Origin of the sequence: Microbacterium luticellae (genome assembly GCF_050408645.1) — a bacterium.
In the GTDB taxonomy this organism is placed as follows: domain Bacteria; phylum Actinomycetota; class Actinomycetes; order Actinomycetales; family Microbacteriaceae; genus Microbacterium.
This window is the reverse complement of the sequence record NZ_JBNTKE010000006.1, coordinates 79,603-99,620: the sequence shown is the minus strand read 5'-3', so window position 1 is coordinate 99,620 and position 20,018 is coordinate 79,603. Positions and strand designations below refer to the sequence as shown.

Sequence of the window (20,018 nt, the reverse complement as noted above, 5' to 3'; positions counted from 1 at the left end):
ACGTGTCATTCGGAGGTTCCCATGACTGTCCAGCTCGCATCCGACGAAGAAGTTGGGCTCCAGCTGCGTCGCGCATTCTCGGCATTCCCCACCGGCGTCGTTGCCGTCAGTGCACTGCGCGAAGACAAAACACCCGTCGGCATGGCCGTGAACTCGTTCACATCCATCTCGCTCGACCCACCCCTGGTGGCTATTAGCCTTGCCAACACCTCGCGCACCTGGCCAGAATTCGCCCACACCCCCGTTATCGGCCTCAGCATCCTTGGCCAGACACAAGAGCGAGTCAGCCGCCAACTGTCGGCCCGTGAAGGCGACCGCTTTGCCGACATCGAATGGCAGGCCTCCGACGAAGGCGCCGTGTACTTTCCTGGCGCCGCGCTCTGGCTCAGCTGCTCAGTGCACGCAGAACTACCCGGCGGCGACCACACCATCGTGCTGCTGCAGGTGCGCAAAGTCCAGCCCTTCGCCGATGTCGAACCCCTGGTCTTTCACCAGAGTCGCTACCGCATCATCGGCGAGTAATGAACCGGATGCACTGGCGCGTTGTGGGCACGGTTGTTCACGGCGATGGGCGTGGACGCGAACTCGGCTACCCCACCGCCAACCTCGACACCCACGACCTGCTGCCACCGCCGGGCATTTATGCCGCATGGGTGCGTACGGCACCCGAGTCGCAAGCCGACGCCGCCGAGCGCGCACCGTGGCAAGAAGCGACCGTGAGTGTGGGCGATAACCCCACATTCGGCGACGTCGACACCGAGCGCGCCGAATGCTACTTGCACGATTTTTCGGGCGACCTCTATGGCGCACAGCTCGAAGTGGTGTTCGTGGCCTACATTCGAGAAATGGCAGCATTTAGCCACCTCGACGATCTCATCCGCAACGCGGCGGGTGACGTGGCACGGTCACGAGAACTACTCGCCCACTACCCGCAGGCGGCGATGTGATTGGTACACAACACAGAAAACCTTCCGGCTTCAGAACACGGCCAGCAGCCGTGGCTGGTATTTCTCGATATCGACGGCACGCTGGTTGACGACAGCCACCACCCGCCAGTCTCGGCCGTGCAGGCGATACGGCAGGCTCGCGCGCGCGGTCACCGGGTGTATATTTCTACCGGCCGCTCACGCTCGGGCATATCCGACGAAATTCTCGACATCGGCTTCGACGGTGTTGTTTCGGCGAGCGGCGGTTTTGTCGAAATCGCGGGCGCCCTTGCCCGCACACAAACCATGGCCCCAGCCGACGTTACGTACTTGATCGAACTGTTTGGCCACTACGACCTCGAATACACCCTGCAAGCAGAGCACCGCAGCTACGCCAGCGAAGGTTTAGCCGACCGGATGCAACCCCTGCTGCGCGAACAGCGGCAGCTGGCCGGTAGCGGGCGCAGCGCCCTCGCCCACCTGGAACAGCTCGAACAGCGGTTTGTGTACACGGGCCCACCACCCCTCACCGGCATCGCCAAGGCCACCTTTATTGGTCGCGACCATGAGGTCTTTTATGCGCTACGTGACGCCATAGACCCCCGCTTCTTGGCGGTGACCGGCACCATCCCCTACCTCGGCGCCCGCGGCGGAGAAGTGGGGCTGCGGCAAACCAACAAGGGCGACGCCCTCATGCACGTTGCGGCGGTGCACGGTATTCCGCCTGCCCGAACCATGGCGGTAGGCGACAGCGCCAATGACCACGAAATGGTACGCGAAGCCGGTGTTGGTGTAGCGATGGCCGACGCCCCCGCATCGCTGCGCTCTGTTGCCGACTTCATCACCGGCACTGTCGCAGAGGGCGGCATAAAAATGGCGTTGGAACGCTACGGGCTAATCAGTAGTGTGTGAAGAACCCCTCCCGATAGAAAAGGGTTCATGAACACCACGGAGCACCGCCCTCAACCGCTTCCCGAAGCGCCACCCGTACAGACCGGGCGAAACAGAAGCACGCGCCGTGCTCACGGCTGGATTCGCGCGCTTCTCCCTGCCGTACTCATTCTTGTCTGGCTCATAGGGGCCGGTATTGGCGGACCATACTTCGGCAAAGTCAGCGAGGTGTCATCCAACGACCAAACCTCGTATCTTCCGGAATCAGCCGAGGCCACGCAGGTGCACCAGCTGCAGCCAGAATTTAGTGATGTCGATGCGATTCCTGCCGTCGTCGTGATCACCAGCGAAACAGTCATCACCGATGCTCAGCAAGAAACCCTCGCGACGGCGCTTGACAGCATCACCGGCAGCCGCGGCATAGCGTCAGACATATCGCCGCTCATCCTCTCTGACGACAAAAAGGCCGCACAGGTCTTCGTGCCCATCGACTCGGATGCCGGCCTGGTTGATACCGTCGCACACATAGAAGACACACTCGCGCAACAGCTCGACGAAGGCATGAACGCCTTCGTGACAGGCCCAGCCGGTTTCACGGCCGACCTGGTGCAGGCGTTCGCCGGAATCGACGGCCTCCTTCTTGTTGTCGCGCTCGCGGCAGTATTTCTCATCCTCATCATCGTGTATCGGTCGCTACTGCTCCCTATCGCCGTGCTGTCGACCAGCATGTTTGCGTTGACCGTCGCGCTTCTTACCGTGTGGTGGCTGGCAAAAGCGGGCATATTCCTGTTGAGCGGGCAAACACAGGGGATTCTTTTCATCCTTGTGATTGGTGCGGCCACCGACTATTCGCTGCTCTACGTATCGCGCTACCGCGAAGCACTACGCATAGAACACGATCGTGGCGCCGCCACCCGGCAGGCGCTTCGCGGAGCATGGGAGCCCATCGTCGCCTCGGGTGGAACAGTGATCGTCGGACTTCTATGCTTGCTGTTCAGCGACCTGAAATCCAACAGCACACTCGGTCCCGTGGCATCCGTGGGCATTATTTTCGCCATGATGTCTGCGCTGACACTCCTTCCTTCTATCCTTTTCTTTTTCGGGCGGGCAGCATTTTGGCCACGCCGCCCACGGTTTGAGCCCGATGTTGTGCGCGCCGAAAATGGTGTGGCACAGCATGGACTATGGGCCAGGGTCGGTTCGCTCGTACGCCAGCATCCGCGTGCAGTGTGGAGCGTGACGGCGGTCGTACTCATCATTGGGGCACTGGGCGTCACCCAGTTGCAGGCGCAGGGAGTCGCGCAATCCGAACTTGTGCTCGGCGCATCGCAGGCGCGCGAAGGGCAGGCAGCGCTCGGCAAGCACTTTGCTGGTGGCTCGGGTAGCCCTGTTGTTGTCGTCGCCGAGGCCGAGAACATGCAGAATGTCGCCAACACTCTGCTCGACCACGATGGCATCGACAGCGTCTCGGTGATCAGCGCCGACTCGCCCTCAGGAACAGCGCCCGTCACCAGCGACGGCATCCAAGCCCTCGGTCCGCCCGGCACCCCTGCACCCGACCCCACCACGGTCGACGGCCGCATCATGCTGCAGGCAACACTCAACGCCGCGGCCGACTCGGTGGCGGCAGAGAACGTGGTTCGTGACGTACGCGCAGAGCTTGCTCACCAGCATCCGGAAACCCTCGTCGGGGGCGTCACCGCAACCGCTATCGATACCAACGACGCATCGATTCGCGACCGCACCGTGATCATTCCGATCGTGCTCGTGGTTATTCTGCTCATTCTGATGCTGCTGTTGCGCGCTATTGTCGCGCCAATTCTGCTGATAGCCACGACCGTTGTGTCGTTTGCCACCGCGCTGGGTGTGGCAGCGCTCGTCTTCAACGACGTGTTTCAGTTTGCGGGCGCCGACCCGGCCGTACCACTCTTTAGCTTCGTATTCCTGGTTGCCCTCGGTATCGACTACAACATTTTCTTGACCACCCGGGTGCGAGAAGAATCACTGCACCATGGCACACGCGACGGCATTATTCGCGGGCTGTCTGTTACGGGAGGAGTCATCACCTCTGCAGGACTCGTTTTGGCGGCAACCTTTGCTGCGCTGTCTGTTATTCCCATCCTGTTTCTTGTGCAGATAGCTTTCATTGTTGCTTTCGGTGTGCTGCTCGACACATTCCTGGTGCGCGCGCTGCTTGTGCCGGCGCTCATGTACGACATTGGGTCGCGCGTGTGGTGGCCATCGGCGCTGGGCCGGTCAACGGATCGGGGGCGCTCCTCTGCGCGGAGCGGTGCAAAAAATAAGTCGTAATACGACGAACTGTTGCGTCGTGTGTCGTCATATTCCCGAGCGGCATCCGGATGCTGAAGAGTGGGCGAGTGGCGCCATGGTCACGCGCCTTTCGCATTCAGGTATCCACCCGAAGGAACCCTCGCATGAAACTTTCACGCAGAATCGCCGTCGGCGCCGCCGTGGTCACTCTTGCTCTTGCAACAGCCGGATGCTCCGCCGAAAGCAGCGCTGTCGAACCCGTAACCGACATCGATGCCGCCACCAGCATCACGATCGGTTTTAACCCCGGCCCTTATAAACAAATGTTTGAAGAGGGCATTTTGTCATCGCTAGAAGAGCAGGGTTTTGAGGTGAAACTCGCCGACTTTACCGACGGGATTGTGGTGAACGTGGCGGTGGCTCGTGGCGAGATCGATGCCAACATCATGCAGCATCCGACCTACCTCGACTTTGTTAACGCTCAGGAGGGCATTGACAATGTGGGGCTCGTGCAGATTCCCACGCCGTCGATGGCGCTGTTCGGCGGCAAGAAAGCGTCGATCGACGACGTTGCTGACGGCTCGACCGTTACGGTGCCCAATTCGCCGTCAAACCTCTATCGGGGCCTGCTCATTTTGCGTGACATCGGCTGGATCGACTTCGACGACGTCGACGACCCGAATACGGCCGACCTTGGCATCATCACCGATAATCCGCATAATTTGCGCATCACCCCGATCGACAACGCGCAGCAGGTGCCTTCGCTGCCCGACGTCGACTACGCAGCCATTCAGGGCAACTTTGTTATCTCGGGCGGGCTCGATTATTCGGCAGCCCTCGCGGTCGAAGACCAGCCGCTCGAGTTCTCGAACGTGGTCACCATCCGCGCAGAAGACGTCGACACCGACTGGGCACAGGCACTGAAAGCCGCCTACGAGAGCGACGAGTTCGGTGCGTACCTCGCAGATAACCCGCTATATGTGNTCCGCGCAGAAGACGTCGACACCGACTGGGCACAGGCACTGAAAGCCGCCTACGAGAGCGACGAGTTCGGTGCGTACCTCGCAGATAACCCGCTATATGTGGGCTACAACCTGCCGGACTGGTATAAGTGACCGCACGTGGCGGACGCATAGTCTTCGATAGCGTCACGCGCGAATTTCCGGGGAGGGTCGCTGTGACGGCGGCCCTCCGCGACGTGTCGGTTGAGGTGCCTGCCGGAAAAATATTTGGTGTTATCGGATACTCGGGTGCAGGCAAAAGCACACTGATTCGCACAGTCAACGGCTTGGAGCGCCCCACGCGCGGCCACGTCTGGGTCGACGACGTCGACGTGGCGAGCCTGCACGGCGCGGCGCTGCGCGAAGCACAAAAACGCAGCGGGATGATTTTTCAGCAGTTCAACCTGCTCGACACGGTGCGCGTGCGCGATAACGTTGCGATCCCACTGCGACTCGATGGCACAAAAAAAGATGAGGCCCGCCGCCGTGCCGAAGAAGCACTCGAGTTTGTGGGGTTGTCCGATAAATCCGACGCCTACCCCGGAGAACTCTCGGGAGGGCAAAAACAGCGCGTCGCTATCGCCCGCGCCCTCGTGCGGCGCCCCAAAATTTTGCTCGCTGATGAAGCGACCAGCGCCCTCGACCCCTCCACGACAGCGCTCATCATTCAACTGCTGCGCGACATCAACCGCGAATACGGCACCACCATTCTTGTCGTCACCCACGAGATGGAGGTCATTAAAGACCTCGCCGACGAAGTGGCCGTGATGGAATCGGGCCAGGTGGTTGAGCACGGCAGTGTGCTCGACGTTTTTGTGCGACCACAGCAGCCCATCACGCGCGACTTTGTCGGCTCAATCATTCAACAAAAAGTGCCCCGCCAGGTGATCGACCACCTGGGCTCCGCAGGTCTGTGGCGTTTGCTGCTGTTGGGCGACGAAACAGCACAGCCACTCATGCACGGCCTCATCACGCAGATCGGCGTCGACGTGAACATGCTGCACGCCGAGATGACCGAAATACATGACCGCATGGTGGGACAAATGATCGTGAAGGTCGACGGCACACCCGAACAGGTAGCGGCCGCACGCACCTATTTGGCTGACCGTGTTGTGAGCGTAGAGGACCTCGAAGCATGAATGACAAGTGGACGCTCATCACACCCGAGCTCTTTTTTCGTGCGCTCGCCGAAACACTCACGATGCTCGGATGGGGCCTGGCGCTGGGGTCGATTCTCGGTGTGATTATCGGCACGACACTGGCTGTTACCCGGCCCGGCGGTATCGTAGAAAACCGGTGGGTCTACGCGGTGCTCGGTGCCGTCGTCAACGTTATTCGGGCTCTGCCATTCATCGTGCTGCTGGTAGCGATCCTGCCGTTTACTCGACTCATTGCCGGTACGTCGATTGGCGTGTGGGCGGCGATTGTTCCGCTCACCGTCATGATCTCGCCCTATATCGGGCGGCTGGTAGAAAATTCGCTCCTCGAAGTGCCTCGTGGCGTCATCGAAGCAGCCCGTGCGATGGGTGCGACACCGTGGCAAATATTTTGGCGATTCTTGCTCCCCGAAGCGCGAGGGTCGCTCATTCTTGCCGTGACGATCGCCACCGTCGGACTCATCGACGCCTCAGCCATGGCCGGTACGGTCGGCGCGGGCGGTATCGGTGATGTCGCAATTTCTTATGGATACCAGCGCTACGACGGTTTTGCGATGCTGCTCACCTGTGCCACGCTCATCGCACTGGTAATGATTATTCAGTTCGCCGGAAACACTCTGGCACGCCGATTCCGGAAGCGATAGATGACCGATTCTTCTGCAGCACAGCGCGTATTCTCGCCTGCCGAGCGCGTTGCGATCTTGCCGCCCAACTTTTGGAGCGAAATGGATGCCGCGATTGCGCGGCTGGCAGCACAGCCCGGACCGCGGGTGATCGACGTGTCGAAGGGCAACCCAGACACCCCCACACCCGAACACATCGTCGCCGCCATGCAGGCACAGGTGGCCGAGCCCCGTAACCATAGGTACCCCTCGTACGAGGCCCGGCCGAGTCTGCGTCAGGCCGTAGCCGAACGGTATCGCGTCGACCACGGCGTGACGGTCGACCCCGAAACCGAAGTGGCAGTATTCCACGGCTCCCACGAAGCCATCCTCGCCTCCGTACAGGCGCTGGCCGACCCCGGCAGCACGGTTGTTCTTCCCGACCCCGGCTATCCGCTGTACCGCTCGGCGGCCAGCCTCGCCCAAGCGCACGTGGCACCGCTTGTGCTGCGGCATCCGGAATACGCCCCCGACTGGTCGAGCATCAGCGAAGTAAAAGATGCCCGGATGCTGCTGCTGAACTATCCCAACAACCCCACCGGTGCCCTCGCCACGACCCGCATCTTCTCTGAAGCGCTCGACTTTGCTGCCGCGACCGGTGCCGCATTCATCCATGACTTTGCTTACTCGTCGCTTGGATTCAACGGACAAACGCCCCTATCGGCCCTCGCCGTCGACACGCAGCTGCGTGCGACCGTCGAACTACAAACACTGTCGAAAACGTATTCGATGGCCGGGTGGCGCTGCGGTATGGCGGCGGGCAATGCATCGATCATCGACGCCATGAAAGCGTTTCAGCGCCACGCATACTCGACGATGTTCGGCGCCCTGCAAGAAACCGCGGCCGTCGCACTCAGTGCCAACCAAGACGCCGCTCACGAACTCGTCACCGTCTATCAGCGCCGCCGTGACCAGGTAGTTGCCGCCCTTCGCCAACTCGGATGGGACGTCGTGCAACCCGAAGGCACCTTCTTTGTGTGGGCGCGAGTGCCCTATGGAGGCGACGCCATCGACTTCGCGAACAGACTGCGCGAAGAGCAGCGCGTAGCAGTGGCACCCGGTGATGGTTTTGGTAGCCAGGGGCGCGGCCACATTCGTATCGGGCTCGTACACGATGAAGAAACCCTGGCCGAAATGTTGCAGCGACTGGCAGATTTCACTGGCCCATCTGTAGCATCCGGCGCCGTGGTGTGACGACATTGTTTACGGTCTGTGTCGCACAGTGAAACAGTGAGTCACGCGCAGTAATAAACAGCGACAAGACCGCCGTTGCTGACTACCGTGGCGACTATGAGTCAGATTCCCGTCCTCGATATCTCGCAGCTCGAGCAGGGTCCCGAGGCGCGGGCCCGCTTTCTTGACGACCTGCGTTCCGCCACCCACAACATCGGCTTCTTTGTTTTGACCGGGCACGGTATTCCCGATGCCCTGCAGGCCGACCTGCTTCGTGTGTCCCGAGAATTTTTTGCCCTGCCAGAAGAAGAAAAACTGGCGATTGAAAACAGCCACTCGCCGCACTTCTTTGGCTATACCCGCGTCGGCGGCGAACGCACACAGGGCCGAGTCGACTGGCGTGAACAGATCGACCTGGGGCCCGATCGTCCCGCCCGTGAACTCCAGTCCGGTGACCCCGAATACCTGCGCCTCGACGGCCCTAACCAGTGGCCCGCCTCGCTGCCCGAATTCCGCACCGTGCTGACCGACTGGCGTGAGACGGTCAACGCCATCGCCGTGCGCCTCTTGCACGCCTGGCTTGAATCTCTGCAACTCGACCCGGCCGCACTGGACCCCACCTTCGGCGACAAACCGCAGACATTCATTAAAGTGATTCGCTACCCCGGAAAAGACGAGGGCGACCGACAGGGCGTTGGTGGTCACAAAGACTCCGGCATGATCACACTGCTGTGGATCGAACCCGGCAAGGGCGGGCTGCAAGTCGAAGTCGACGGCGAATGGGCCGACATTCCCTACGCACCCGGCGGACTCGTCGTCAACATCGGTGAACTGCTCGAACGAGCCACCGGCGGCTACCTCCGCGCCACCATCCACCGCGTTATTTCACCCGCTGCAGGTGACGACCGTATTTCGGTGCCGCTGTTTTACAACCCGCAACTCGACCAGACCGTGCCCACGCTCGAACTGCCACCGGAGCTGGCCGCACACGCCCGCGGCATCGAAGCGTACGGCGAAGACAACCCGATCCTCGAGTCGTACGGCGAAAACGCTTTCCTTGCCCGTCTACGCTCACACCCTAACGTGGCCGAAAAACACTACCCGCACCTCGTGGCGACGCCGGTGGCGTAGTTACGCCCGGCGCCCCTATTCGAGCCGGGGGCGCACGACAATATCGGTGATCTGCGCATCGGCTGTCGCATCGACAATGAGCCGCACCGTTGACGCAATCGAGTCAGGCTGAATGTATTTTTCTGACTCATATTCGCGGTCGGCTTTGCGCAGATCACCCGCGAGCATCGGTGTGTCAGTGGGGCCCGGATGCACCGTGGCCACGCGCACACCGTGCTCACGCTCTTCTCCACGCAACCCATCAGCGAGAGCTTTCAAAGCAAACTTCGTTGCCGAGTAGAGCGTGTGTGTGGGGTACGAGCGTAGCCCGGCACCAGAGTTGATAAATACCAGCTGGCCCTGAGATGCACGTAAGAGGGGCAGAGCCACCCGGCTCAGCTCGGCCGGTACAACCACGTTGAGCTCGAGCTGGTGACGCCACTCAGCGGCATCCGCTTCTTCTACCGTAAATCGATCGCTGACCGCCGCGGAGTGCACCAGCACGTCGAGGCGAGACAGCTGGCTGATATACGAGCAGGTTGCTTCAAGATCGAGCAGGTCGAGAGCAACCGGCTCGATATGGGGCGTGGAGGCAAGGTCGGCGAGTTTGCTGACCTTGCGACCAATCGCCAGCACGTAGTGCGTCGAAGCGAGGCTGCGCGCGATCGCGCTACCGATCCCTCCCGTGCCACCGGTGACGAGCGCTACAGGACGATTCGGGTCAGACTGAGGCATATATTTTACTTTCGTGCGAAGTAGACAGTGCGGAGTTAGCGAAGCTTGCTCAGGGCGTCCCGGATGCTACCGAGAGCCTGTTCGATGATCTCTTCGCTCGTGGCGAAGGAGATACGAAAGTAGGGCGAGAGGCCATAAGCAGCACCGTGCACGACGGCCACCTGAGCTTCGTTCAGCAGGTACATGGTGAGGGCTTCGTCAGAGTCGATCGCGCTGCCATCCGGTGCTGTTTTGCCCATAACACCGCTGCAGTTGACGTACACATAGAAGGCGCCCTCGGGTGTCGAGCAGCTGAGGCCCGGGATGCTGTTGAAGCCGTCAACAGCGAGATCACGACGGCGACGATAGACGTCGCGCGATTCGTGCACGAACGTTTGGTCGCCTGTGAGTGCTTCAACGGCGGCCGCCTGGCTGACCGATGCCGTGCATGAAGAAATTTGTGACTGCAGTTTGTTCATTGCACCGATGAGTTCGGCCGGACCAATTCCCCAGCCGATACGCCACCCCGTCATCGCGTATGTCTTGGACACCCCGTTGACCGTAACAACACGGTCACGCAGGTCGGGGGCCACTTCGATGAGCGCTGAAATCTGCCCTTCACCATAAAAAAGCTCGTCATATATTTCGTCGGTCAGCACACCGACGTGAGGGTAACGACGCAGTACTTCAGCAAGCGACTCAAGGTCGGCACGAGAGTAGACGGCGCCTGTGGGGTTGCTCGGGGTGTTGAGAATGAGCCACGCCGTATTGTCAGTGATCGCCTGGTCTAAGGCATCCGGTGTTAATAAAAAACGATCGCTTTCGTTGGTTTCAACGATCACGGGAGTACCGTTATTAGCCAGCACCATATCGGGGTACGACACCCAATAGGGGGCGGGAATGATAACTTCGTCGCCCTTTTGCACTGAGGCCATGAGCGCTAAGAAAATAACCTGCTTGCCGCCGCCACCCACAGCAAGCTCACTGGGTGTGTAACTTACTCCCGTGCGCGTGCGCATGCGGTCAAGGATGGCTTGTTGCAGCTCGGGGGTGCCGTTGACCGGCGTGTATTTGGTGTCTCCAGCGGCAAGGGCCTCTTCGGCTGCGCGCTTAATGTTGTCGGGCGTATCGAAGTCGGGTTCGCCAACAGTAAGGCTCACGATAGGCACGCCCTGTGCGCGCAGGTCGCGCACACGCTGAGCGGCAGCCCCGCTGGCTGATTCGTGAATACGGTTGACGCGGTCGGCGATTGTGATGGCCATGGTGTCCTCGTTGACGTGAGCGGTGGGAATTAGTGACGGTCGAAGGTGAGTCCGCCGGGCACCTGATAGGTGGGCATGATTTCGATCAACCCCACATTCATGTGCTCGGGTGAACGAAGCGCAAACTCGATCGAGTTCGCGACATCGTCGGTGGTGAGCGACTCGTAACCTTCGAAATAGGTTTTGTGAGCCTCGGCGATGGCCTCAGGGCTGCCACCAAGGTTGCGAGCAAAAATCTCGGTCTCGACACGGCCGGGTGAAATTTCAGTAACCCGGATGCGGCGGCCCAGCACGTCGTTGCGAATCTGGCGCGAAAGCTGGTGTACCGCTGCTTTTGTCGCGTGGTAGGCGGTGTGGCCAAAAAAGTTGTAATGCCCGGCGATGGAGCTGATGTTGACAATATGGCCGCGGTCACGCTCGACCATCCCCGGCAGTGTGAGACGAACAAGGTGGAGAACGGCGGCGAGGTTGATGTCGACGAGAGCGTCGATATCGTCGCGGGAGGAGTCAAGAACGTTGCCCATGCGTGAAACACCAGCGATATTGGCGAGAACATCAACCTCGAGGGTGGGTACGAGTTCTTCGAGGGCAGCCGTATCGCCGAGATCGAGCGCATGAGGAATAGCACCTGTGCGCTGCGCCAGTTCATCGAGTCGTGAAGCGTCGCGGGCAATAGCGTGCACGGTTAGGCCAGCGCCGGTGAGCCGTTCGACCAGCTTGGCGCCGATTCCGGTTGATGCGCCGGTCACAAGAGCCGTGCGATATTTCTCCAACGTCACGTCGGTCCTCCTCCGAGAGATTCAATAGTGCCTAGATCGTGCCCAGTGCACTGCGTCGACTCCACGCTAGGTTGCGCGCGAGAGTTCCGCATCGGTTCGGTTATCCCTGTTCTCTATATGCCCATAGCGATTGCGTTATCTTTCGCCCCGGAGGGTGGGTGAGTCTTCGAGAAAGCGGCGAGGTGCGGCGAGCAGCCCGATTCCCACGGTGAGTACGGCCACGACGATCATCGCAATGAGACTGGGTGCCCAGCTTCCCGTAAGAACCATCACGGCACCCATGAGGAGCGGGCCCGTAGCGGCGATCGTGTAGGCGATCGATTGCGAGGCACTACCCAACCACACGGCGCCCTCGACGGTTCTTGTGCGCAACGCAATGAGCGTTAGTGAGAGAGGGAACAGCATCTGCCCCATTCCGGTCAGTGACGCCCAGAGCCATGGTGCACTGGCCGGGACCGTAAGAAAACCGGCGAACCCGGCGACGAAGAACAGCCCACCCGCCACGATGAGTAGCCCGCTGCGCTGTGTTCGCGCCGCGATGACCGGAACAACGAGCCCGGCAGGAGTGCCCATAGCGGCGTACAGTGCGAGAAGTGTTCCACTCGTCGTGGCACTGGCGCCGATGAGATCATGGAGCATAGGCGGCAACCAGAGAAAGAGCGCGTAGGCGATAAATCCCGGGCCCGCGCACAGCGCTATAACACCCCACAGAATCGGGTTCGACCAGCGCACTGTGGCTGGACGGCGGGGGAGCGGCAGCGCCGCATGCCCTGTTGTGCGCGGCTGCCGCGCGGTGAGAGTGAGCCACACAAGAGCGCCGATAAGCGCGAGTAGGGCCCACTGGCCGAGCGACACTCGCCAACCCCATCGCTGTTCGATGGGGTGAGAAATGAGCGGGGGCAAGAACGTGCCCACCGACATGAGGGTGACGTACACGGTTGTTACGAGCCCTATGCGATGAGGAAAATGCGCCTTTACGAGTGCCGGCATGAGCACGTTCATCACGCCCAGGGCTGTGAAAGTAAGCGCGCTCGCCGCGATGAGCATGGGGCTGTGAACAGCACCGCCCCGCAACGCGAGGGCGAGTGCGAGGGCCGTGAGACTGAACAGCATCGCTTTATCAATGCCGATGCGGTGCGTAATAAGAGGTGTTGCTAGGGCACCTATGGCAAAGCACAGGGGTGGCAGCATGCCGAGAACAGACAGGATGCTGGCGCTGAGCGGGATTTCTGCGCCTATGGCATCGATGAGAGGAGACAGTGAAGCAACGGCTGTGCGCAGGTTGAGCGCGGAGAGCACAATAGCGGTGAAAGCGAGGATCCCGAACCGTGAGCGCGTCAACTGGACGACCCCCTTGCCAAAAAAGTGGGGCCGGGCGAATAGTTCGCCCGGCCCCTGGAGTGGTGTTATTGCGAGATGATTTCGCGCTTCCAGATGTCGGTCCACGGGTCGCGGACACCGGCGAGGAAGTCAACGTCGAACGGAAGGATCTTGATCGATCCGTCAGTGGCGATGATGCGGTCGGCGGTTTCGGCAGGAATATCTACCTCGACTGACGGCGCGTAGTACAGTGCTTCCGCGAAGGCCAGCTGTGCCTCTGCCGAGAGCGCGTAGTCAACAAACGCGATGGCTGCCTCTTCGTTGGGTGCGCCCTCAACCAGGTTGATGGTGTTCAACTGGTAGAAGGTGCCCTCTTCGGGGAAGGCGATGCCGAGTTTGCCGTTGCTCTCATCGGCGTAGTACTGCCCGCGAGCATTCTGGCCAATGCCGATCACGGTCTGGCCGGTGATAATGCTCTGCCACTCGTCGGGGTTAGGCGCGAATGTTTGCACATTGGGTGCTAGTTCCTTTAGCTTTGCAACGCCCTTGTCGATCGACTGTGTGTAGTCCTCGCCCTCAATGGTTGAGGCCGCGGCGGTTGCCGCAAGCCCGAGCAGCGACGGTGGGGCCATGAGGTTGACCTTGCCCGCCCACTCCGGGTTCCACAGTTCTTCCCAGCTCGTGGGAGCGCTGTCGAAGACCTCGGTGTCATAGAGAATGCCGATGGCGTCAAGGTGCAAGACAGGACCAAAACCGTCGGGGTCGAGGAACTCATCTTTGACACTCGCAATATTGGGAGTGATCGACTCATCGAGCTTGGCAAAGATGCCCTGCTCGTTGCCGCTCTGTGCCACCGATTGGTCCATGATCGCAACATCGGTTCCGGGGCGTGAGCCCTGGCTCTGCAGGGCGCTGAGCATTTCGGCGGAGGAGCGCTTGGCAACATAGTTGACATTCACGCCGGGGTGAGCATCTTGGAAAGGCTGGATAACAGCCTCGGTGTAGCGTTGCTCCCAGATTCCCGAGTAGCCGATGATGTTGATGGTTCCGGAGATCCCATCGTCACCGTCGCCACCGGAGGGTGCGCTGCTGCCGCCGCTGCAGGCGCTCAGCGCGAGGGCGAGTACTGTGGCGCCTGCTGCGACGCCAGCGAGCCGAAAACGGCTGTTCTTTGAGAGAGACATGTGATGTCTACCTTCCTGGTGAGGGTATGTGTGGTGTGGTCAGCCACGAATGATTTCGCGCTTCCAAATGTCAGTCCATTCGTCACGGGCTGTGTGTAGGAAGTCATTATCAAGCGGGATGATCGTAAGCGAGCCGTCGGTGGGGACGACGCGCGCTGCGATGTCGGCGGGAACGTCGACATCAATGGAGGGCGCATAAAACATGCGTTCTGCGAACGCCAGTTGCGCTTCGGGTGAGAGCGAATAATCGATGAACGCTTCGGCTACGGCTTTATTGTCGGAGCCTTCAACAAGATTGACGGTGTTGATCTGGTATGTCGTTCCTTCGGTGGGGAACACGATTCCGAGCTTGCCGTCGACCTGGTCGGTGTAATACTGGGCGCGTGCGCTGGGGCCCATACCCATCACGGTCTGACCGCTGATGACGTTTTGGTACTCGTCGGGGTTGGGTGCCCACGTTTGCACGCTGGGTGCCAGTTCTTTCAATTTTACGAGCGCCTTATCGATGCTCTCGGTGTAATCTTCTCCTTCCATAGAAGCGGCGATGGCGGTCAAAGCGATGCCGCCGAGCGCCGGGGGAGCCGTGATGTTAAGTTGTCCGGCGTACTGCGGGTCCCACAGCACTTCCCAGCTCGTGGGCGCCTGGTCAATGACCTCGGTGTCGTAGAGCAGGGCGATGGCGTCGAGCATGACGTAGGGGCCATACCCGTCGGGGTCAAGGAATTCTTCCTTCACGTTGGCGAGGTTGGGGACAGCTGACTCATCAAACTTTTCAAAAATTCCCTGCGTATTGGCGGATGCCGATACGGTGCTGTCCATGATGACGACGTCGGTTGTGGGGTTTGCTTTTTCTGCTTGAAGCGCGCTGAGCATCTCTGCTGATGTGCGCTTGGAAACGTAATTAACGCTCACTCCCGGATGCGCATCGAGGAAGGGTTGAATAACGGCCTCCTGATACGCCTCTTCCCAAATGCTGGTGTAAGCCATGAAGTTGATCGATCCGGAGAGTGCGTCGTCATCGGCGCCGCTAGGAGCGGGGGTGTTAGTGCTGCCGCATCCGGTGAGCGCTAGAACTCCCACCGTTAGTAGGGCACAGACCGATGCGCGTGGACTGATTGTGTTCACTTCACTACACCTCTCGCTTCAACGTGGTGTCGACGAGTTCAGGGGTTCCGCGAACGGGCGGAGTCCGACCTCACTGTCGACTCATTTTCTACATTCTATATAATATCTACCTTCTCGACAAGACTCAGCCCACCTCGCTCAACTCATCAATGGTGCGCATCTCGTCGTCGGTCAAGGTGAAGTCGACGGCAAGGTTCACGGCCATACGCTCGCGATGGGCCGATTTGGGTACCACGGCAACTCCGTGCTGTACGTTCCAGCGCACAATGACCTGCCGCGGCGAGACTCCATAGCGCCCGGCGATGGCTGACAGCACGGGGTCGTCTAATCGAGCACTGCGGAAGGGGCTATGAGCACCCACAACAACACCACGGTCATGGCAGCCGCGCAGCATCCGGTTGGTGAAATGCACAGGGCTCCACTGGCGCTGATTGACCTCGGGATAAACGCCGGTGGACTCGTGAAGAACATCGAGCAGCCGCAGAGAATAGTTGCTCACGCCAATGGCTCGAACGAGCCCTTCTTCCCGCGCTTGGATCATTGCCTCCCAGGCTTTGACGCCAGCGCTACCGCCCGGAGGCCAGTGGATAAGCCAGAGATCAACGTAGTCGACCCGCAGACTTTTGAGGCTCTGCGCGAGTGTTTCTCGCTCACGCCCCACGGCATCGGGCGGCAGCTTGGTGGTGAGAAACACCTCGCCTCGGTCAACCCCCGACCGGCGAACGCCCTCACCCACTCCGTCTTCGTTGCGATACCGCGTGGCGGTATCAACGCTGCGGTAGCCGACCTCCAGTGCGGTGGTCACCGCACGAGCGGCATCTTCACCGCGCAATGGGTGGGTGCCGTATCCGATAAGCGGCATCGGAGTGCCGCTGGCGAGCTTCGTTATGGGAACAGAAACAGTGTTCATAGTGAATTCATCCGCCTCAGTACAGTTCGATGAGTCGCAGGGGAATAACCGTGTCGAGCCGTTCGGAACCCTGCGGCGTGATCAGCACGGTCGTCTGAAAGAACACGCCTGGAGCTCCATGAGCGCCCGGCGCCCCGGCGCGTAGTACAAGCACCTCACGGTCCTCGAGAGGGCGGGAACACGCCGGGCCAACAGCAAGCGGCCCGGGCCCCATGCCCGACTCGAATCCAACAAGGTAGGCACCCTCGACCCCACCGACGTGCTGAGTAAACGTGGCGTGAATCTCGGCTCCCGTGGTTCCTGGTGAGAGCGCTTCGATCGCACGGCGAAGCCCTTCCGCTGCTGACGCCGCAGTGGAACGAAGGCGAGCATCGGGCTCGCGAAACACCACCGTGGTGCCCGAGGCGCCCATCCAGCCCGCTTCGAGCGGATGCAACTGGAACGGTAGCGGATGCATGCGATCAAGCACGCCGGATTCTGGCACACGATCAAGAAGACCCACGATTGCTTCACGCGGAAAAACAGTGGTCGCGCCGAGTGCGGCGTCGGCCTCGTCGAGACTCCATGCTGCGCCGTCGCCCATCGCTCGGATCGACCGATCAACGTTGCGAACAATTTCATAGGCGCGTAATTCCGGATGCAGCCTGTCGACGGTTGCCGTGTAGGCCACATCGGTGACATTGGCTGCCGTGCGCAACGCCGCAACATCGTCGTCTGATTTCGTGCGCTGTGCTCGGGCCACCACTGCTGTGGCCTCAGCGTCTGCAGCACCGATGCCATGCTGCGTCGGCGTGGTGGCATCGAGGCCGAGAGAGGTCAGGGCGCGGGCTCTTCCCGCCGCGCCCTCATAGCGTGGCCACGTGACGACTGTGCCGGTGAATCCACTGGTCTGGATGGCGGGGAGGTCGCAGTCGGCAGCAATAACGACCGCGCTGTCGGATGTGACAGCCACAGCTGCCCGCCGGTCAATAAACGTGCGCGGATCGATGCCCGTGGCAAAGGCGATGCTCCCGGGTGTTGTGACGATGACTGCGTTGAGGGCCGACCGCTCGACCTCTCTTGCTATTCGTTCCCAGCGTTCCTGGGGTGCCTGCATGGCGACATTGCTCATGAGAAAACCTTTCGACGGTAAAGACGCGGTTTATTCGACCGTCAGTCCCTTGTCTTTAAGTTTTTCGAGCAGTCCGTGCAGCTCGATGACTTCGCCTTCGCGGCGGCGGTGCCGTTCGCGCAGTTCTGCCTCGTGGTCTTCACGTTCTTGGCACAGGCGAATGAGTTCTTCTGCCTCATCGGGCTTGACCACGACGATGCCGTCGGCGTCGCCGCGCAGAATGTCGCCCGGTTCAACGATCTGGTCACCCACCGACAGTGAGTGGTTAATGAGCCCGAGGGTTTCTTTTACTGTCCCGTCGATGCAGATGGTGCCGGAGAAAACAGGAAAACCCATTTCGCGAATATCGGCGCTGTCACGTACGCCAGAATCGGTAACAAACGCTGCGAGCCCTTTCGACTGGCACGCTGTGGCCAGCACGTCGCCGAATGATCCCGACTGTTCGAGCTGCCCGGCATTGACAATAATGACGTCGCCTTGCTGTGCGTAGCTGATGGCGACCTGAATCATGATGTTGTCGCCGGGTTGTGACCGCACAGTAAAGGCGGGCCCACAAAAAGACATAGCCGGGTCGACGGGCTTGATGCGGTGAGACAGTGCACCCTTGCGGCCCTGAGCCTCGTGAATGGTGGCAGAAGAGTACTGCGCGAGTCCGTCGATCAGTTTCTGGTCGGGGCGGTTGATGGTGGTGATGACGTGGGGCATCGTTACTTCTTTCTTGTGAGAGCCGCTCAGGCGGCGGGCGTCAGCGTGCGCTGCGTTGCGACGCCGTGGGTAGCGAGAAGATAGGAGCACTGCTGTTCTAAACGGTCGAGCACGATGGCGCGATCGAGGTAGGTGCTGCGCGCCTGGTCAACATCGACGCGGCGGAACCGCACATGCTGGCCAGGTTGCACCTGGCCGATCGCGTCGAGTCCTGTGGCTGTCACGACCGCGAGCACGGGGTACCCGGCGGTGACGCCACGTCCCCTATGCAGTACCAGGAGTCCCTCTGAGGACGGCACTTCGATGGCCCCGACAGGCACTCCGCGCGAGAGCACCTCGCCCGTCGCCTGCCGGGTCGGAAGAACACCGCTGAGCCGTAACCCCACGTGGTTGCTGCGCGGACCCACGAGGTAGTCGTGTTTGTACAGCAGCGAGGCGGTGTCACCAAATTCTTCGAGATCGGGCCCGTCGGTGGTGTCGACGGTGATGGTGCCGCCGACGGGGGTTTCGGGTATGGCGAAGCGAAAAAGAGGAAGACCGAACACCGGATGCTGCAGCTCGGGCGTATCAACAGGCCCCTCGAGGTGATCGCCCGCTTGTAGTTGCGTGCCGAAGCTGAGCATGCTGTCACGCGCACAACTGCCCAGTAGCTGGGGTGCGTTGATTCCCCCGCGCACCGCAACATAGTTGCGCAGACCGTGCTGTGCATAGCCGAGGTGCACGGTTTGCCCGGCGTGCACGCTGAGGGGAGTGTTTTTAGGTGCGGGACGATCGTTAATGGTGATGGCGCATTCAGCCCCGGTCACGGCTATGAGAAGGTTCTGCTCGGCAGTAAATGTGAGGCCGAGCTGGGTCGCTTCGAGCAGTGCCGTGTTGCGATTGTTTCCGACGAGGATGTTGGCGAGGGTGGCCGAGAATTGGTCGAGTGCGCCATTAATGGAAAACCCCAGGCTCGGCCCCTGCGTGCGACCGAGGTCTGTCACCCAGGTGTGACCGGGGTCAACGATCAGCATGCTTCCTCCATCTGATGCAGAAACATGCCTTCGTAGTCGCGCCATTCCGATGCATCGATGGCGCGAAAGCGCACGAGGTCACCGGGCCGATAGGGGATAAGGTTTTCGTGCGTCATATCCATGATTTCCACCGGCGTGAGCCCGATGAGACGCCAGCCGCTCGGCGCGCGCACGGGGCCGATAACGCCCTGTCTCCCGGCGACTGAAATAGCGTTGGGTGGTACCTGCAGGCGTGGGTCGGGCAGCCGCGGGATGGGGGCTGAAAATTCGGGGCCATCGATCATGCACGAGGCTGCGGGGCCACCGAGGCAGCGCACAACACGGTCGGCACCCGTGTGCAGAGCAATAACGTCGTCTTCTGTAATACCGAGGTGCTCGGCCGTGAACCCAAGGTCAGGGCCGTATTCCCCGCCGTAGACGACGGGCAGCACAAATCGTTTGGGCTCATGAGACGGAAAGTCAGCGCTGTGCTCCATGGCCGCTTCCACCACCGGTGCCAGTGAACCCGCAGTGACGCGCACGGGATCAAACTCAATCAGCATCGAGTCGTAGGTAGGAACACAGCTGTACACACCGTCGATCGGATGCTCGCGCATCCATTCGGCGAGGGCGTGCACGAATCGCCACTGCTCTGCCGCGTCATTGTGGAGTGCAGTCACTCGCAAAGCACCCTCTCCGCAGGGCGCAAGCAGCGCTGTTTTCAT

The 20,018-nt window shown here is 60.7% G+C and carries 20 protein-coding genes; 9 read left to right on the top strand and 11 right to left on the bottom strand.

Annotation, left to right across the window (positions count from 1 at the left end; genetic code table 11):
* Positions 1 to 21 precede the first annotated feature (21 nt).
* From ACQUSW_RS12950 to ACQUSW_RS12910, 9 genes are all read left to right on the top strand, one after another.
* Complete coding sequence (locus tag ACQUSW_RS12950; RefSeq protein ID WP_428932727.1) at positions 22 to 522, top strand: flavin reductase family protein; 501 nt, start codon at positions 22 to 24, stop codon at positions 520 to 522.
* An 8-nt stretch (positions 523 to 530) separates the two neighbouring features.
* Positions 531 to 947, top strand: coding sequence for a riboflavin kinase (locus ACQUSW_RS12945; protein ID WP_428932726.1), 417 nt, complete (start codon positions 531 to 533; stop codon positions 945 to 947).
* Complete coding sequence (locus ACQUSW_RS12940) at positions 948 to 1,838, top strand: HAD-IIB family hydrolase (protein WP_428932725.1); 891 nt, start codon at positions 948 to 950, stop codon at positions 1,836 to 1,838.
* Positions 1,839 to 1,865: 27 nt separating this feature from the next.
* Entirely contained in the window at positions 1,866 to 4,127 is a 2,262-nt protein-coding gene (locus ACQUSW_RS12935; RefSeq protein ID WP_428932724.1) for an MMPL family transporter, read from the top strand.
* A gap of 50 nt (positions 4,128 to 4,177) precedes the next feature.
* Positions 4,178 to 5,203, top strand: a complete 1,026-nt coding sequence (locus ACQUSW_RS12930; protein ID WP_428932723.1) for a MetQ/NlpA family ABC transporter substrate-binding protein — start codon at positions 4,178 to 4,180, stop codon at positions 5,201 to 5,203.
* 62 nt (positions 5,204 to 5,265) lie between these two features.
* A complete protein-coding gene (locus ACQUSW_RS12925; RefSeq protein ID WP_428932722.1) occupies positions 5,266 to 6,228 on the top strand; it encodes a methionine ABC transporter ATP-binding protein in 963 nt (320 codons plus the stop codon).
* Entirely contained in the window at positions 6,225 to 6,890 is a 666-nt protein-coding gene (locus ACQUSW_RS12920) for a methionine ABC transporter permease (protein WP_428932721.1), read from the top strand. Before ACQUSW_RS12925 ends, ACQUSW_RS12920 begins: the two co-directional genes overlap by 4 nt.
* A complete protein-coding gene (locus ACQUSW_RS12915) occupies positions 6,891 to 8,102 on the top strand; it encodes an aminotransferase class I/II-fold pyridoxal phosphate-dependent enzyme (protein WP_428932720.1) in 1,212 nt (403 codons plus the stop codon).
* Positions 8,103 to 8,198: 96 nt separating this feature from the next.
* Positions 8,199 to 9,212 (top strand): isopenicillin N synthase family dioxygenase, encoded by a 1,014-nt coding sequence (locus ACQUSW_RS12910; RefSeq protein ID WP_428932719.1) that lies wholly within the window; start codon positions 8,199 to 8,201, stop codon positions 9,210 to 9,212.
* Positions 9,213 to 9,227: 15 nt separating this feature from the next.
* Here the strand turns inward: ACQUSW_RS12910 and ACQUSW_RS12905 are convergent, their stop codons facing one another.
* The 11 genes from ACQUSW_RS12905 to ACQUSW_RS12855 all read right to left on the bottom strand — a co-directional run bounded on the left by ACQUSW_RS12905 (position 9,228) and on the right by ACQUSW_RS12855 (position 20,018).
* Positions 9,228 to 9,926, bottom strand: coding sequence for an SDR family oxidoreductase (locus ACQUSW_RS12905; RefSeq protein ID WP_428932718.1), 699 nt, complete (start codon positions 9,924 to 9,926; stop codon positions 9,228 to 9,230).
* A gap of 35 nt (positions 9,927 to 9,961) precedes the next feature.
* Positions 9,962 to 11,167: an aspartate transaminase gene (locus ACQUSW_RS12900; RefSeq protein ID WP_428932717.1), complete on the bottom strand. Its 1,206-nt coding sequence runs from the start codon at positions 11,165 to 11,167 to the stop codon at positions 9,962 to 9,964.
* A gap of 29 nt (positions 11,168 to 11,196) precedes the next feature.
* A complete protein-coding gene (locus tag ACQUSW_RS12895; protein WP_428932716.1) occupies positions 11,197 to 11,946 on the bottom strand; it encodes an SDR family oxidoreductase in 750 nt (249 codons plus the stop codon).
* 135 nt (positions 11,947 to 12,081) lie between these two features.
* The gene (locus ACQUSW_RS12890; RefSeq protein ID WP_428932715.1) at positions 12,082 to 13,287 is read right to left on the bottom strand and encodes an MFS transporter; all 1,206 of its coding nucleotides are present in this window, start codon (positions 13,285 to 13,287) and stop codon (positions 12,082 to 12,084) included.
* 65 nt (positions 13,288 to 13,352) lie between these two features.
* Positions 13,353 to 14,450, bottom strand: coding sequence for an ABC transporter substrate-binding protein (locus ACQUSW_RS12885; RefSeq protein WP_428932714.1), 1,098 nt, complete (start codon positions 14,448 to 14,450; stop codon positions 13,353 to 13,355).
* 39 nt (positions 14,451 to 14,489) lie between these two features.
* Positions 14,490 to 15,437, bottom strand: a complete 948-nt coding sequence (locus ACQUSW_RS12880) for an ABC transporter substrate-binding protein (RefSeq protein WP_428932713.1) — start codon at positions 15,435 to 15,437, stop codon at positions 14,490 to 14,492.
* A 262-nt stretch (positions 15,438 to 15,699) separates the two neighbouring features.
* Complete coding sequence (locus tag ACQUSW_RS12875) at positions 15,700 to 16,485, bottom strand: aldo/keto reductase (protein WP_428932712.1); 786 nt, start codon at positions 16,483 to 16,485, stop codon at positions 15,700 to 15,702.
* 16 nt (positions 16,486 to 16,501) lie between these two features.
* Positions 16,502 to 17,596: a M24 family metallopeptidase gene (locus ACQUSW_RS12870; RefSeq protein ID WP_428932711.1), complete on the bottom strand. Its 1,095-nt coding sequence runs from the start codon at positions 17,594 to 17,596 to the stop codon at positions 16,502 to 16,504.
* Between the two features lie 30 nt (positions 17,597 to 17,626).
* A complete protein-coding gene (locus ACQUSW_RS12865; protein WP_428932710.1) occupies positions 17,627 to 18,301 on the bottom strand; it encodes a 4-carboxy-4-hydroxy-2-oxoadipate aldolase/oxaloacetate decarboxylase in 675 nt (224 codons plus the stop codon).
* A 26-nt stretch (positions 18,302 to 18,327) separates the two neighbouring features.
* Positions 18,328 to 19,314 carry a 5-oxoprolinase subunit C family protein gene (locus ACQUSW_RS12860; RefSeq protein WP_428932709.1) on the bottom strand — a complete coding sequence of 329 codons (987 nt, stop codon included), beginning with the start codon at positions 19,312 to 19,314 and terminating at the stop codon, positions 18,328 to 18,330.
* Positions 19,308 to 20,018, bottom strand: coding sequence for a 5-oxoprolinase subunit B family protein (locus ACQUSW_RS12855; protein WP_428932708.1), 711 nt, complete (start codon positions 20,016 to 20,018; stop codon positions 19,308 to 19,310). The genes ACQUSW_RS12860 and ACQUSW_RS12855 overlap by 7 nt, the downstream gene beginning before the upstream one ends.